The organism is Anaeromicrobium sp. (assembly GCF_025210435.1).
Classification (GTDB): Bacteria; Bacillota; Clostridia; order Peptostreptococcales; family Thermotaleaceae; genus Anaeromicrobium.
The window spans coordinates 37,699-54,265 of sequence record NZ_JAOART010000072.1 but is presented as its reverse complement, the minus strand read 5'-3'; the positions used below and the strand labels follow the sequence as shown (position 1 = coordinate 54,265).

Annotated in this window: 15 protein-coding genes; all 15 read right to left on the bottom strand. The window is 32.4% G+C overall.

Annotated features, from left to right (window positions below):
• Positions 1-373 precede the first annotated feature (373 nt).
• The 15 genes from N4A57_RS08980 to yfmF all read right to left on the bottom strand — a co-directional run bounded on the left by N4A57_RS08980 (position 374) and on the right by yfmF (position 16,564).
• Positions 374-721: a UDP-N-acetylglucosamine 1-carboxyvinyltransferase gene (locus N4A57_RS08980; protein ID WP_293657661.1), complete on the bottom strand. Its 348-nt coding sequence runs from the start codon at positions 719-721 to the stop codon at positions 374-376.
• 119 nt (positions 722-840) lie between these two features.
• The gene (gene murG / locus N4A57_RS08975; RefSeq protein WP_293657660.1) at positions 841-1,947 is read right to left on the bottom strand and encodes an undecaprenyldiphospho-muramoylpentapeptide beta-N-acetylglucosaminyltransferase; all 1,107 of its coding nucleotides are present in this window, start codon (positions 1,945-1,947) and stop codon (positions 841-843) included.
• 4 nt (positions 1,948-1,951) lie between these two features.
• Entirely contained in the window at positions 1,952-3,055 is a 1,104-nt protein-coding gene (spoVE, locus tag N4A57_RS08970; protein ID WP_293657659.1) for a stage V sporulation protein E, read from the bottom strand.
• A 6-nt stretch (positions 3,056-3,061) separates the two neighbouring features.
• Complete coding sequence (murD, locus tag N4A57_RS08965) at positions 3,062-4,414, bottom strand: UDP-N-acetylmuramoyl-L-alanine--D-glutamate ligase (protein WP_293657658.1); 1,353 nt, start codon at positions 4,412-4,414, stop codon at positions 3,062-3,064.
• Between the two features lie 24 nt (positions 4,415-4,438).
• Positions 4,439-5,410: a phospho-N-acetylmuramoyl-pentapeptide-transferase gene (gene mraY / locus N4A57_RS08960; RefSeq protein ID WP_293657657.1), complete on the bottom strand. Its 972-nt coding sequence runs from the start codon at positions 5,408-5,410 to the stop codon at positions 4,439-4,441.
• A gap of 4 nt (positions 5,411-5,414) precedes the next feature.
• On the bottom strand, positions 5,415-6,785 hold the full coding sequence (locus tag N4A57_RS08955) for a UDP-N-acetylmuramoyl-tripeptide--D-alanyl-D-alanine ligase (protein ID WP_293657656.1): 1,371 nt from the start codon (positions 6,783-6,785) through the stop codon (positions 5,415-5,417).
• Positions 6,786-8,243, bottom strand: coding sequence for a UDP-N-acetylmuramoyl-L-alanyl-D-glutamate--2,6-diaminopimelate ligase (locus N4A57_RS08950; protein ID WP_293657655.1), 1,458 nt, complete (start codon positions 8,241-8,243; stop codon positions 6,786-6,788).
• A gap of 293 nt (positions 8,244-8,536) precedes the next feature.
• Positions 8,537-10,525, bottom strand: coding sequence for a stage V sporulation protein D (locus N4A57_RS08945; RefSeq protein ID WP_293657654.1), 1,989 nt, complete (start codon positions 10,523-10,525; stop codon positions 8,537-8,539).
• Between the two features lie 17 nt (positions 10,526-10,542).
• Entirely contained in the window at positions 10,543-11,049 is a 507-nt protein-coding gene (locus N4A57_RS08940; protein ID WP_293657653.1) for a cell division protein FtsL, read from the bottom strand.
• Between the two features lie 29 nt (positions 11,050-11,078).
• Positions 11,079-12,014 (bottom strand): 16S rRNA (cytosine(1402)-N(4))-methyltransferase RsmH, encoded by a 936-nt coding sequence (gene rsmH / locus N4A57_RS08935; RefSeq protein ID WP_293657652.1) that lies wholly within the window; start codon positions 12,012-12,014, stop codon positions 11,079-11,081.
• Positions 12,015-12,073: 59 nt separating this feature from the next.
• Complete coding sequence (mraZ, locus tag N4A57_RS08930) at positions 12,074-12,505, bottom strand: division/cell wall cluster transcriptional repressor MraZ (protein WP_293657651.1); 432 nt, start codon at positions 12,503-12,505, stop codon at positions 12,074-12,076.
• Between the two features lie 393 nt (positions 12,506-12,898).
• Entirely contained in the window at positions 12,899-13,039 is a 141-nt protein-coding gene (locus N4A57_RS08925; RefSeq protein ID WP_293657650.1) for an aspartyl-phosphate phosphatase Spo0E family protein, read from the bottom strand.
• 134 nt (positions 13,040-13,173) lie between these two features.
• A complete protein-coding gene (gene lgt, locus N4A57_RS08920) occupies positions 13,174-13,914 on the bottom strand; it encodes a prolipoprotein diacylglyceryl transferase (protein WP_293657649.1) in 741 nt (246 codons plus the stop codon).
• An 89-nt stretch (positions 13,915-14,003) separates the two neighbouring features.
• Positions 14,004-15,287, bottom strand: coding sequence for an EF-P 5-aminopentanol modification-associated protein YfmH (yfmH, locus tag N4A57_RS08915; protein WP_293657648.1), 1,284 nt, complete (start codon positions 15,285-15,287; stop codon positions 14,004-14,006).
• A complete protein-coding gene (gene yfmF, locus N4A57_RS08910; protein ID WP_293657647.1) occupies positions 15,287-16,564 on the bottom strand; it encodes an EF-P 5-aminopentanol modification-associated protein YfmF in 1,278 nt (425 codons plus the stop codon). The genes yfmH and yfmF overlap by 1 nt, the downstream gene beginning before the upstream one ends.
• Between the last annotated feature and the right edge of the window lie 3 nt (positions 16,565-16,567).

The following is a 16,567-nucleotide window of genomic DNA, read 5'->3' as shown; positions in this document are numbered from 1 at the left end:
TGAATCTTCGTATATAGGTTCATGTGTCATGTTGGAGTAGCATAGGATGTTGTGACGTTCCAGGGTTCCAAAGATTTTCAATATATTTTCCCTTATAGGCAAGTTACTGTATAAAACAAATTTACAACCAATAAATCTATACTTATATTATATACCAAACAACTCTTATTTCTAATTATATTTATAGAATATTCTCACCCTTGAACACAAAAAGAAAATACGCTGGCTCAAGAATCTGGATTTTCTTAACCAACGTATTTAACTTGTCCATATTTTCCTTAAAAATTAACAGAACCCTCTAGGTTCTTTCCATTTAAGCTTTCATGAAAATACTCATGTATATGAAACAATCAATTTGTACCCACAAGTTTTGTTACCCACCTGGGTAACTTATCCTTATCTTTCCACACCTGGCCAACATGGGGCCCATTAAAAATATGGATGATCTCATTTCTCTTACTAAGTGTTCTGGAATTTCATGGGAACTTAAATTACTAGTATCAACTTTCATTACGGAATCTTCAAATTCTATTTTACAACCTATGGATTTCAATATATTAATCATAGCATCAACATCACTAAGATGAGGTGCATCAAATAAGATACTTTCACCTTCGTTTAAAATAGTAGCAGCCAAAATAGGTAAAACTGCATTTTTTGCTCCCTTTATTGCCAGTTCTCCATTTAATTTATTTTGGCCTTTTACTAGCAGTCGGCTCATAAATTACACCTCCGAGTTTTTCACAAATATTTCATATAAAAATTAAGCTACGCACAATACCTAATATATTAATCATTTTATGCATTAATCTCGAAGGTGTTCCCATAGATAGGAAAATTTTATGATTTTAATACTTCTAATATATTAGAATAAATTATATCAGTAGCATTTGGTTTTGCTATCTCCCTACTCTTTTTAGCCATGGTATTCAATTTATCCTTTTGTTTTGATAGTTCATATATATTATTAAGTATAACATGTTCATCAAATTCAGATTCTTTAACTAATATGGCTGCTCCTTTATCCTCTAATACTCTTGCATTATGCTCTTGATGATTATTAGTAACATAAGGAGATGGTATTAAAATAGAAGGTATTCCCATAGCTGTTATTTCAGCTAAAGTTATGGCTCCTGCACGACATATGGCCAAATCTGCCGCTCCCATATATTTTGCCATATCATATATATACTCTTTTACAGAGTCCTTAACGTCCTTATTTATACCCTTTTCTTTAAAAAAGTCCATTACCTCTTTATAGTGTCTACTTCCCGTTACATGAATTATTTTTATTTTTTTATCCTTATGGGTTCTTTCTATAACTTTAGCCATAATGTTATTTATTTTTTCAGCACCACGGCTTCCTCCAAAGGACAATACTACAAACTCATCTTCTTTAGCTCCTATTTCTTCTTTAGAACTTTCCTCACTTATTTTTATAAAATCCTTTCTAATTGGATTTCCTGTAAGATAGACTTTTTTATCATTATTAAAATACTTTTTAGACTCATGAAAGCTTACCAAAACCCGATTAACAAACTTACCCAATATTTTATTAGTTACTCCTGGTATGACATTTTGTTCATGAATAACTGTTTTAATATTAAGCATAGAAGCTATGAATACTACAGGTCCACATACATATCCACCCGTTCCAATGACAATATCTGGTTTGAATTTTAAGATGACCTTTATGGAATCCTTTAGACCACAGGCCAAGTCAACTGCTGATTTTGCCGTATCCAATGAAATTTTTCTTTTGAATCCGCTTACCTTTATTGTCTTTAGATTATAACCTGCCTTTGGAACCAACTCACTTTCTAGTCCCTTTTCTGTACCTACAAATAGTATTTGAGCTGTTTTGATTTCACCTTTTATCTTATTTGCAATGGCAATAGCTGGATATATGTGTCCTCCAGTGCCTCCACCTGTAATTAGTACCTTCATTACGTCAACTCCTATCTAAATTAGAATACCTTGAAACATTTAGCAATATTCCAACTGATGCCATAAATATAGCAAGAGAATTCCCTCCCCAACTTATAAATGGTAGGGCCATACCCGTAACTGGCATGGACGATGTGGCAACAGCAATATTTATTATGCACTGTACTGCAACCATTGATGTAATCCCTGATGCTAATAGACATCCAAAGGTATCTGGTGCATTTATGGCAATTCTAACTCCTCTCCATATTAAGAGCACATATAGTATAATAATTACCATGCACCCAATAAACCCTAGTTCTTCCCCTATTATGGCGAAAATAAAATCATTTTGAGGTTCTGGGATATATAAATATTTTTGCATACTTCTTCCTAATCCAACTCCAAATAAGCCTCCTGAACCTAATGCATATAGGGATTGTATAACTTGATATCCTGTTCCCATTGGGTCTTTAAATGGATCTAAAAATCCCGTTAATCTCTTCATTCTATAGGGAGCTGCCACAACCATTGCTCCAAGAGCAAAAAATCCTCCCATGCCCATTACTATAACATGGAACCATCTCATGCCTGCAATAAACATCATACAGGCAATTACTGCCCCTATGGTTACTGCCGTACTCATATTAGGTTGAAGTAATATGAGTCCCATATATATTCCTATTATAAGTATATATGGACATACTCCATGTAAGAACTTCTTTATTTTATCTCCCATAGAAGATAAACTAGATGCCACAAATATTATGGCACAAATTTTACTTATTTCTCCTGGCATTATGGTAAAGCTACCTATCCCAATCCATCGCCTGGCTCCATTAAATTCCTTTCCTAGTGGTGTTAATACTAATAATAAAAGTACTATACTCAAACCAAAGGCATATGGTGCTAATTTTTTATATCTGAAATAGTCAAAATTCATAGTAAATGTCATTCCTATAAGTCCTATAGTAGCCCATAGAAGTTCTCTTTTAAGAAAATAGTAAGAATCATGTAGTTTGGTAAGGGCATAGTAATGGCTAGAACTAAAAACCATAATAACTCCTATTACTACCAATATTAGAACTAGCAATAGTAAAGTAAAGTCGCTTGATTTTCTTTTAGCCATACTCTTTTACCTCCTTAAGTTTAGAACACATTCTTTGAAATCTTTTCCCCTCACTTCGTAACTCTTATACATATCCCAACTTGCACAAGCAGGTGACAATAATACACAATCACCACTTACTGCCATGGTACTTGCAGTTTTTACAGCTTCCTTCATATCTTTTACTCTTGTTATATTATAAAATTCATTTTCCTTGGCCGTTTCCTCTATTTTTTCAGCCGTTTCTCCTAGTAAAATCATATTTTTAACTTTTCCCTTAAAGGAACTTATGAACTCAGTAAAATCACTTCCCTTATCCATACCTCCTGCTATTAATAATATGGGATTTTTCATGGCTTCTATAGCTTTTATGGATGCATCAGGATTAGTTCCCTTTGAGTCATTAATATATCTAACCCCATTTATTTCACTAACAAATTCTGTTCTATGTTCTACTCCCATGAATTCTTTCAATGTTTGTTCAATATATTGAACATCTATTCCAGCCCAAAGGCATATGGCTGTAGCTGCAAGGGCATTTTCTAAGTTATGGGTTCCTGGAATTTGTAAATCTGAAATATTACAAATTTCATATTCCATATTATCTTTTTTTGCCATTATATGTTCATCATGCACATATACACCCTCTTGTAGAATTTCTTTTCTACTAAAGAATATGACATTTGATTTGCACTTACTTGCCAGCTTATAAGTCTCTTCATTATCCTTATTAAGTATTACATAATCATTTTCATCTTGATTTTCAAATATATGAGCCTTAGCATTTATGTAATTCTCCATGGTCTTGTGCCTATTTAAGTGGTCTGGTGTAATGTTTAATATGGCTCCTATGTGAGGATTAAAGTCTTTGATACTCTCTAATTGAAAACTACTTACTTCTGTAACCATCATGGAAGTGCCTTTAGCCAAAGGTGCCTTTGATATGGCCGCCACCCCTATATTTCCTACCACATAAGTATCCTTTTTAGCATTTTTAAATATTTCTCCCGTTAAAGCTGTAGTAGTAGTTTTTCCATTAGTTCCTGTTATTCCTATAAAAGTCCCCTTACATAGCCTATAAGCAAGTTCTAATTCTCCTATAACTTCCACATTACCTGATTTAGCTTCTTTTATAAAATCTAAATCAGTAGGAACACCAGGACTTAATACTATTAGGTCAAACTCTTTACTATCTGGAAATTCATCATAGATTTTTCCTATTTTATTTTCATCAATTTTTAATAATATATCCTTTAATTCTTCTTTAGTCTTTTTATCATAAGTATAAACTATAGCTCCCTGTTCTGATAGTGTATTAACAGTAGCTATACCTGATTTTCCCATACCCACAATAAGTACTTTTTTACCTCTTAAATCCATTATAAACACCTGCTTTCTATCTGATTATATTCTAATTCCAAACAATCCAATCATACATAAGATAAAAGTAACTAACCAAAATACAATTACTACCTTTGTTTCTTTCCATCCACATAATTCAAAGTGGTGATGAAGGGGACTCATTTTAAATACCCTTTTACCTGTAAGTTTAAATGAAGCTACTTGTATAATAACAGATAGGGCTTCCATAAAATATATTCCACCTACAATTGGAATTATCATAGTTAAGTTAGTAAGTATACTAACTGCTGCAATAGCACCACCTAGAGCCATTGAACCCGTATCTCCCATAAACACCTTCGCAGGATGTGCATTAAACCTTAAAAAACCTAAACATGCCCCTGTTAGTGCACCACAGAATATGGCCACACTAGGCATTCCCATTTTAACAGCCACTAAACTAAAGAAGGCTGATATTATTAAAGTTACTCCTGAAGCTAATCCATCTAATCCATCTGTTAAATTCACACTATTAGTTGTTCCCACAACAAATACAACTATAAAAGGTATATATAACATGCCAAAATCTATGCTAGTATGAATAAAAGGTATATATATATTGGCCTTGTAACTGGAAGTTTTCAAAAAGTAAATGGCCAATATAAGGGCTATTAACACTTGACCAATTAACTTTTGGTATGCTCTTAATCCTAAATTTCTCTTTAGTACAACCTTTATAAAATCATCTATGAACCCAATCAGTCCAAATGATATAGTAGCAAATAGCATCACATACAAATCCTTCATTTGTTCTCCAGATAAACCTGCTGTTAATGTGGTTATTAGCACTGCCAAAACCATCATTATCCCACCCATGGTAGGAGTTCCAGATTTACTCATATGAGACTTTGGCCCCTCATCTCTTATGCTTTGTCCCACCTTAAGTCTCCTAAGAATTGGTATACAAATTGGTCCTAATATTAAAGTAATAAAAAATGATGCCACCATAACTATAATCATTTGTAAATAACTCATCTATTTATCTCCTCTCTTGCAAATATTTTACTAGTTCTTCCATTTTCATTCCCCTAGAGCCTTTAATGAGAAAAGTGTCATCTTCCTTAAGGAAGTCTTTTAAAAATTCCATCACTTCTTGATTACTTTTAAAGAAGAAAGTTTTATCACTTCCCATCCCCTTTTTCATAGCTCCAGTCTTATAATGGATTGCGTCATTTCCAACGGCTATTAATACATCTATGTTCTCTTCACTTACCCTATAACCTACATTTTCATGGGCATCCTTAGCATATTCGCCCATTTCTAGCATATCTCCTAATATGGCTATTTTTCTATTTTTCCCAACATTTTTTAGTACATTGATTCCAGCTTCCATAGAATCTGGACTGGCATTATAGGTGTCATCTATAATTAATATTTCACCATTTTCTTTTATATTTAATCTCATGTTGCCACTTTCAAATTCAGAAATGGCTTCCCTTATCTTGTCCATAGGTATATCTTCTATAATCCCTATCATTATGGCACTCATGGCATTGTAAACATTGTGTATCCCAGCCACATTTAGTCTAAAGTCATAGGTTTTAGTTTCATAGATTACACTAAATAGAATTCCATCCTGACCTAGATCTTTTTTTATTTCTCCTCTAAGGTCCATATCTTTATTTAATCCAACTTTTAAAACATTATATTTATCCCCTTCTATATTACATAGGAATTTATCATCACCATTTAGTATTAACATATCCTTTTCATTAAAATAATTTTTAATTTCCATCTTGGCCTTACATATATTTTCTTGTGACCCTAGCCTTTCTATATGGGACAATCCCACATTAGTTATTACTCCTATATGGGGTCTTACTATATTTGCTAACAAATCTATTTCATCAAATCCACTCATACCCATTTCAAGTATACAAGCTTCATAGGTACTGTCTAATTCAAATACAGTTTTAGGAAGACCTATATGATTATTGAAATTTCCCTTGTTCTTTAATACTTTATATTTTTTCCTAAGAACATTATATATCATATCTTTAGTAGTAGTTTTTCCTGTACTACCTGTTACAGCCACTTTCAAAATATGAAATTTTGAAATATAGTATTTAGCAATTTCTTCCATTGCCTTTAAGGTATCTTCTACTTTTATTACGTTTACCCCTTCTATGTGGTTTTTATACTGACTTACCAATAGGGTTTTAGCTCCTTTACTGGCTGCAGATTTTAAAAATTTATGCCCATCGAAGTTTTCACCAATTAGGGCTATGAACATATCATTTTCCTTTATATCTCTAGAATCCGTAGATATTCTTTTAATCTCTTCCCTTGTATTACCTTCAATTAATTGACCATTAGTACATTTAATTATTTCACCTATACTAATTTCCATCTACATTTCCCCCTCAATAATGGCCTTGGCCACTAATCTGTCATCAAAGTCTATGGTCTCATTTCCTAATATTTGATATGTCTCATGACCCTTTCCTGCTATTAAAACTATATCATCCTTATTTGCCCTTTTAATAGCCTCCCTTATACCTTCTTTCCTATCTACTATTTTTTTATATTCACAATTAGTACCTTCAATTCCTTCTTCTATATGATCTAAAATACTATTTGGTTCTTCACTTCTTGGATTATCACTAGTTATAATCACATAATTGGATAGTTTTCCTGCTATCTCTCCCATTATAGACCTCTTAGTTTTATCCCTGTCACCACCACATCCAAATACTGTTATTATCTTTCCTTGAGTAAATTCTTTAGCTGTTATTAATGCATTTTCCAAAGAATCTGGTGTATGGGAATAATCCACAATAACATTATACCCCTTAGAATTATTTACTTTTTCAAATCTCCCTGAAACCCCTTTATTATTTTCTAGTCCCCTTTTAATATCCTCAAAAGAATATCCTAAAACGTAAGCTCCACTAGCTGCTGCTAATCCATTATATATGGAAAACTTGCCAGGTGTATTTAAGTTAATTTCTCCACTATATTTAGGGGTGACTAATGTAAAGGTAGCCCCCTGTGGTGTTATACCTATATTTGTTCCTCTTATATGACATTCACTATCTATTCCGTAGGTGATAGTCTCAACATGGCTAGATTCTAACTCTTTTGCCAATTTTTTGCCATAGGAATCATCCACATTAATTATATTAGCTTTATTGGTCATAAAAAATAGTTTTTTCTTAGCTTCATAGTAATTATCCATATCTTTATGGTAATCTAAATGATCCTTTGTTAAATTAGTAAATATACCTATGGAAAAATTAACATTATCTACCCTATCTAACTCTATTGAATGGGATGAAACTTCCATGACAGCCACATGGACACCTGCATTTTTCATTTCATTAAACATTTTTTGTAACTCAAAGGCTTCTGGTGTAGTGTTATTAGCTTTATACTCCTTATTTAATATTTTATGACCTATAGTTCCTATAATTCCAGATTTTATATTTTTACTGTCTAAAATGCTATTAATTAAGTATGTAATGGTAGTTTTTCCATTAGTCCCTGTGATACCTATAACTTCCATTGACCTTGTGGGATCACCATAAAAGTTAGATGCAATTTTTGCCATAGCCTTTCTAGAATTAGAAACTTTTACCACAGTCACCCCATCTATTTTCACTTCATCCTCTACAATAAAGGCCTTCGCCCCTTTTTTCATAGCTGAATCTACATATTTGTGTCCATCCACTTTAAATCCTTTCACACACACAAATAAATCCCCTTCTTTTACATTCCTAGAATCATAACAAATATTATTTATTCCCACATTTAATTCTCCACTTATATCTATTAGATCTATCTCATTAATTATATCTTTTAATTTCATAAACTACACCCCTCATGGAAATTATTTTTATTCACTTGCAGATATTTATTAAATTATAAATTCTAAATTTTCCGCCACACAATAACTTGCCTACAAGGGAAAATATATCCTTAGTATTATAGACGTCAAATTATGATTATAAACAAAACTCACGAAAAGGCAACTTAAATCAAAGTGATATAACTTCGACTTAAGTTGCCTTAATTATTTTTCATTTATTCTAATTATAACACAATTTATATACATTTTAGGTTTAGATTGTTAATAAATATAGGATTTACCTAAGTTTTAAGTTATTCCTTTTTCAAGTACAATATTATGACCGAATTTTCTAACACCTTAGCTCCAGGCTTTGGAAACTGATCTATAATAGTAACATCAGAATTTTCAACTTCCATAGGTTCAGTCTCATATCTAAGATTCTTTCCACTTAAAACTTTAGCCGCTTCCTTTAGTGGAAGGTTTCTTATCTCTGGCACAGATACTTCCACCCTTTCATATTCTTTAACTTCTTCCTGATTAAATTGAGGTTCTACTTCAAGATATCTAAGGGAATCCTTTAATATTTCTCCTACGGCTGGTGCGGCAGTTAAACTCCCAAATCTAACTCCCTGAGGTTCATCTATTACTACTAAAACAGCTAACTTTGGATCATTTGCAGGGGCCAGTGAAACAAAGGATGAATAGGTTTTCCCCTTTGCATACCTTCCATCTATTACTTTATCTGCTGTCCCCGTCTTTCCACCTACTCTATATCCTGGTATATAGGCCTTCTTCCCAGACCCCTTTGAAACAACACTTTCCATTATAGTCCTTAATTCGGTAGCCGTTTTTTCAGATATTACTTGTCTAACCATGTTAGGTTCATATCTATGGATTACATTCCCCTCATCATCAACTAACTCTTTTACTATCCTAGGTTTCATAAGTTTACCATCATTTCCCACAGCCGAAATGGCACTCATTAATTGAAGGGGAGTAACCGATATTCCTTGACCATATGATATGGTGGCAAGTTCAACAGGTCCTATTATATTTTTATTTTGTATTATGGCCCTTCCTTCACCAGGTAAATCAATACCTGTAGTATTAGTAAATCCAAAGGCATCTAAATACTCATAATATTTTTCTACCCCTAATCTTTGACCAACTTCAACAAAAACTGGGTTACAGGAGTTTTGAACACCTTCTGTAAAGGTTTGATGACCATGGGGTCTATAATATCTCCAACACTTTAATCTTTGTCCAGCTACAATAGTATAACCTGGTGAATTAAAGGGTGAATTAGGATCTACCACCCCTTCTTCAAGACCTGCTGCTGATGTTATAAGTTTGAAGGTTGATCCTGGCTCATATGTGTCACTGATTATTGGATTTCTCCACATTTTATTCCAAATTTTGGATTTTTCTTTGCTATCAGCCACATCATACTCCCTTTTTAGATTTTCATCTAGTGGAGTTCTTGCATTATTAGGATCATAGTCTGGTTTAACTGACATGGCCAGCACATCTCCCGTTTTAGGGTCCATAACTATTCCAAATACTCTTTTCGCCTCTGTTTTAGCCAATGCATTATTAAGGGCCTTTTCTGTAAAATGTTGAATTATTTCATCTATGGTTAAAACCACATTTAATCCATTTTCAGCTTCATAATACTTATCCGTCCCATAATAAAGTTGTCTTCCTGCTGCATCTGTATTTTTTATCCATCTACCAGGTAAACCACTTAAGTATTTATCATATTTTAGTTCAACTCCTGATAGGCCCATATTATCATCTGTAGTATGGCCTATCACATGGGATGCAAAGTTTCCAAAGGGATAATATCTTCTATTATCTTCTGCTATGGATATGCCCTTTAAGCCAGCCTCCCTTATGCTATCTGCTATTTCCTTTTCTATCCACTTTTTAACTTTTACTAAATTTGTATTTTTCTTAGTAACTTTTTTCCTTATATCCTCTTCACTTTCTCCAAGGATTTCAGCCAACTTAGCTGCTATCTCATAACCTTTACCTGATTTAGTCACTTCCGTTGGTCTTGCCCATACAGTATATGTACTTGCACTTATGGCTAATTCTTTTCCATTTCTATCATAGATTATTCCTCTTTTAGCAGGAATAGGAATGTCTCTAGTTTGTTGTACTTGGGCCATTTCCCTATATCTTTCACCTTTTACAATTTGAATCCACCCAAGACGAAATACTAGTAGAAGTAAAGCTAAGCTAGATAAAAACAATAATAAGACTAGTCTCTTTTTATTTGTAATGCTGGGTATTGCCAATTTAAGTTTCCCCCCTACTAAATGTTAAAATTGCCTTTTATACTAGTTATCATCTTGCCCATAGTCCCCTTAACACGATCCATAAAAGTGGCTTTTTCTTCAATTTTAGTGTTTTTCTCTAAATTTCTTTTCAGATCAAGATCATCCACTTCTAAGAATACCATTTGTCTTTTTTCTGGATATTGCATTCCTAAAGTGGCAGTTGCCTTCTCTTCTATCAAATTACTTCTCTTTACCTTATCAACTTCCACCTTTAGTCTGTTTATTTCAGATTGAACTTTCTTTGATTCTTTCACCAAATTATTCACTTCATATTTTAATTTACTAATTTCCGCATAACCTGCCAGTATCCCCACGCAAAAAGTTGCAGTAATCAAGAGTGTAACTATAGTTTGCACTTTATAAAAAAATAATTTATTGCCTTTTTTATTTTTTCTATTTATCTTTTTCTCTATTTTTTTCTTTTCTTCCCTTTGGGGAATATTCTCCTCAGAATAACTATACTTACGTTTTGCTACTAACAACTTATTCACCTTCTTTACTTTTTAGAACATTAAAGTTTTTGGGCTACTCTTAATTTAGCGCTTCTTGAACGTGGATTTACATGAATTTCTTCCTTTGATGGTAATATGGGCTTTTTAGTTATTCTTTTTACCTTAGCTTTACCTCCACACATACACATGGGAAACTCAGGAGGGCAAGTGCATGCAATACTCAATTCTTTAAAAGTTTTTTTAACTATTCTATCCTCTAGGGAGTGGAAAGTGATAATAGAAAGTCTACCACCCTTATTCAATTTTTCTACAGCATCCTTTATGGTATTTTCTATAATTCCTAATTCATTATTAACTTCAATCCTTATGGCTTGAAAAGTCCTCTTTGCTGGATGAGGCCCTTCCCTTCTAGCAGCAGCTGGAATTGCCTTTTTTATAACTTCTACAAGTTCTATTGTTGTATCTATACTTTTTTCATCTCGCTCCTTAACTATGAACTTGGCAATTCTACTAGCCCACCTATCTTCACCATACTCTTTTATGATTCTAAATATTTCTGATTCCTCATACTCATTTACCACATTCCATGCAGTAAATGGCACATCCCTATTCATTCTCATATCAAGTGGTGCATCCTGCTGATATGAAAAACCCCTTTGTGCTTCATCTAACTGATATGAAGATACTCCTAGGTCTAGTATCATTCCATCTATTTTATCTATTTCAAGTTCCTCTAACACATTTTTAATATTGGAAAAATTACTATGTACAAAAATTTTATTATTTTCATATGCTTCTAATCTCTTAGATGCGGATTTTAAGGCATCCTTATCCTGATCTATACCAATTAAACTTCCCTCTTTAGATAGTTGTTCACATATATATGAAGAATGACCACCTCCACCTAGAGTACCATCCACATATATACCATTTGGTTTAATTTCTAAATTATCTACCGTTTCTTTCAGTAGTACAGACACATGATTAAATTCCAAAAGTATCACCTGCTTTCATTTCTTTTATGATTATTATCTACCATTGTCTATTCTTTTATTTAAATCCCTAGTTCCACCATTTTTTCAGCTATTGCATCATAACTTAGCTCTTCGCTATCATTATATCTGTTCCATTCTTCCTTACTCCAAATTTCTACTCTCGTAGAAACTCCTATTGTTACAACTTCTTTGTCAATTTTAGCGTGCTGTCTTAGATTAGCTGGTAAGTTAATTCTTCCCTGCTTGTCCAAACTACATTCAGTAGCTCCTGAGAAAAATAATCTTACAAATGCCCTTGCATCTCTACTTGTTAGGGGTAGAGTTCTTAGTTTTTCTTCAAATTGTTTCCACTCATTTTGGGGATACACAAATAAACAGTTGTCTAGTCCCTTTGTAACTATAAAAGATTCTCCAAGTTCGTCTCTAAACTTAGAAGGAACTATCATCCTGCCCTTTGAGTCAATTGTATGAAAATGTTCACCTATAAACACATTTCCACCCCTTCTTTGGGAAACCCCTCCACTGCGCACCACTTTTTACCACGTTATAATTAATTCTATCATAAATGTTAAATTCCTTCTATTAAATAGAAATATTTTTCATACGAAAATACATAGAAAAGAAATACTATAATTTCACATCTACCCATTGGTAAATCTCATATACAACCCTTTTATTTTTAATACTTGCCCCTCCACCTATGTTGTTTTTATTATAAATTTAGGTATTTAGTCTCCCCTTTAGTTTATATATGAAAAAATCTCATCCACTTCCCTCCCCCATGAAAATCCCTAGCTTTCAGCTTTTTTTTCTATAGGGTGGAGTAAAGTGGATAGAATAATAAAAAAAAAGCCCTTAAGATTTATTCTTAAAGACTTTGTAATTTATATAACCAATTTTCTATAATATAAAACTATCATTTCATCTAAATCTGTACTGGCTTTGTAAATTTCGTCATAACTTGACCTATTTTTAATCAAATTATACAATTTACATCTTAAATTCTCAATATCACGCTTTGACATTATATTTCCTCCCTGATTTCAACAGAAATTTTGTGGTTTTTTCGTGATAAAAATAGCACAGAAACATGATATTACAAATTACATATAATGTCAATTCGATTCAAGAATTTTCTGCCATTTTTTTCATCTTTCTTTTATATCATATCATTATATTTCTTTTTTCTTACTAGATAAACTACTACAGCAGACAGTACTATTGCCCCAATACTTATTAATTGAGCCACTCTCATACCTGCAAACATTAGGCTATCAGTCCTTAAGCCCTCTATAAAAAATCTTGCTACAGAATACAACATTAGATAGAAAAGAAATAATTCTCCGTCGAATTTTTTCCTTTTGTCATACCAAAGTAATACTCCAAAGACCATGAAGTTCCATAGGGATTCATATAAAAAGGTTGGGTGAACTTTTACTCCATCTACTATTATTCCCCAGGGTAAATCTGTAGGTCCACCATGGGCTTCCTGGTTTATAAAATTCCCCCATCTTCCTATGGCTTGGCCTAAAATCAAACTTGGTGCACATATGTCAGCCATCTTAGGAAAGGAAATATTTTTACTTTTACAATATAAATATGCAACCAATGCTCCTCCTATCACACCTCCGTGTATGGCAAGGCCACCCTGTCTTACATTTATTATCTTGTAAAAATCCCCTGCATAATATTCCCAATTAAATAATACATAATAGGCTCTTGCACCTACTATAGAGGCAGGCACTGCAAATAACAACATGTCTAATATATTTTCTTCATTAATACCAACTCTTTTAGCACGCCTAATAGCTATAAGTGTTCCTAAAAGTATTCCTGAAGCTATTAAAATACCATACCATCTAATACCTATGCCGAATGCATAAAAAGCTACTGGATCCATAACTGTCACCCCTTGCATTAAAATTTGGTTGTCAGAAATTCTGACAACCATCTACTTAATTATAATCAATAGTATCCATATTTACAAATTTACTTTGGACTAACTATAGATAAAGCACTAGTCTCTTCTTTTATATGATTTTTAAATCTTTTATTAACATAATTAAAATCCATACTCTCTAATACTTCCATATAATCAAACATATTTATATTCTTAAACTTATAAGCAATAAATGTAGTAGCTATATTATCTACAGAATTGTATGAACTTAGATGCTTTCCTAACAACTTCTTCTTAACCCTTTCAAAGCTCTTCTCACAAAGACCTTCTGCCTTCACTTTTTTCACATACTCCATAATTTTATCCCTAACTAATTTAGGATCCTTTGATTCTCCACCAACCATAGAGTGTCCATAATCAATATCTCCTGTGTAATCTGCTTCAAAGGAATCATTAATAAGTCCCTCTTCGTATAATTTAGAATAAAGCTTAGAACTTTTTCCAAATAGCATATCTAATAATATCTTTGTACTTATTTCCTTTTTTAAAAGTTCCTTTCCATCTTTGCCCACATCCCAATCTTTAAAGCATACATTAAAAAGTGGAATAGATACATCTAATTTTTCTTCTATAATTTCCTTAACTACACTATTTGGTTCATTAGGATAAATCCTCTTTATGTCTCCTAAAGTATGATCTTCCTTTAGATTATCCTCTATAGTTTTAAATACTTTGTCTTCTTCAAGGTCTCCCACTACAAAGACAACCATGTTATTTAAATTATAAAAGGTATTATAACACTTATATAAGTCTTCTTTAGTTATTTTAGTAATACTCTCCACAGTACCTGCTATATCAATTTTTACTGGATGATTATGGTACATGGCACGTAGAGCATTGAAAAATACTTTCCAACCAGGATTATCATCATACATACGTATCTCTTGAGATATGATTCCCTTTTCCTTCTCCACATTTTCATCTGTAAAATATGGACTTTGAACGAAGTTCATAAGAAGTTCTAAATTTTCATAAAATCTATCTGTGCATGAAAATAAATAACAAGTTGAAGTAAAGTTTGTATAGGCATTCACATTTGAACCTAATTCCGAAAACTTATCAAATATACTTCCTTCCTTTTCTTCAAAGAGTTTGTGCTCAAGAAAATGGGCTATACCATCAGGCACATGGGTCTCTTTTCCTTCTCCTGGAATTATGAAATTACTATCATTAGATCCGTACTTAGTAGCAAAGATGGCATACTGCTTACTATATCCCATCTTTGGCATATAATAAACTTCAAGTCCACAGTCTAACTTTTTATAGGACATACTCTCTTTTAATATGGAACTTTGTATTATTTTATTCTCCATTATTTTTCCTCCCCTTTGTTTTTAAGGAAGTATATAGTATCTAGTTGAATTTTACTTGCTACTTCAATTATTTCTTCCTTACTTACCCTTCTTATTTTTTCTATGATTTCTTCAATAGAATCGTTAGTTTTACTTATACTTTGAGTATAATAAAAATCAGAAAGCATTCCAGCACTATCAGTCATAGATCTAACAGAAGTAATGATTGAATTCTTAGCACTTATAATGTCATCCTCATTAAAATCTCCCTTTTTCATACTGTCTATTTGCTCACCTATTACTTCTATGGCCCTTTCGTATTTATCAAACTCAATGCCAGACCCTATAAACATTAAGGATTTGAACTTTTCTATTCTAGAGAAAACATAATAACAAAGACTCTCTTTTTCACGTACATTTTTAAATAACTTAGAGTTTACTCCTCCACCTAATATGGATGAATAAACTACTAAAGGATTATATAACTTATCTTCATAGGCCACATTTGTTTTATAACCTAAAGTTAGTTTTCCCTGATTTATATCCATTTCATCTGTAACTACTTGTACCTCTTCTCTAGCTCCACTTATTTTTTCCCTTTTTACAGGAACCACACTATCTACATTAAATTTCAAATTTTCTTCTATAATCTTTTCAATTTCATCTTTTTTAACATTACCTACTACACATAGGTCTATTTCAGAAGATTTTATTATATCCTCATAGTGACTATAAAGTTCCTCAGGTGTGATCTTATTCACATCCTCAACACTTCCATACTCACTAAGGGCAAAGGGTTCTCCCTTACACATTTCTTCTATGCACCTATCATAAGCATATCTCATCTTATCATTTTTTTGAGCTTCAATACGCTCTATTAAATTTTTCTTCTCCTGTTTCACATATTCCTCATTAAATTTGTTATTCTCTACCAATGGATTATTAATAAAGTCATTTAATATGCTAAGTCCCTTTTTAAATACATGATCATCCTTAACATACATATCATTCACCATTTGAAAAGCAATTCTAATGATATTTTTCTCACCCTTTTTAGCCGTATCCCATACAAAGGCTGCCCCATATAAATTTTCAAGTTCTTCTGACAATACCTTTGTATTAGGATAGTTTTTACTACCCCTACCTAATACCATGGTAAGTAAGGCATTTTTACTCACCTCATCTTGTCTCAAGGGTCTTTTTAGAAAAACATTTATTAGATTAGTTTTGAATTTCTTAGTTTTAATAATATGTAAATTTACATTTTTACTCATGGTGCTTTTGTATAAATTTGGCAAACA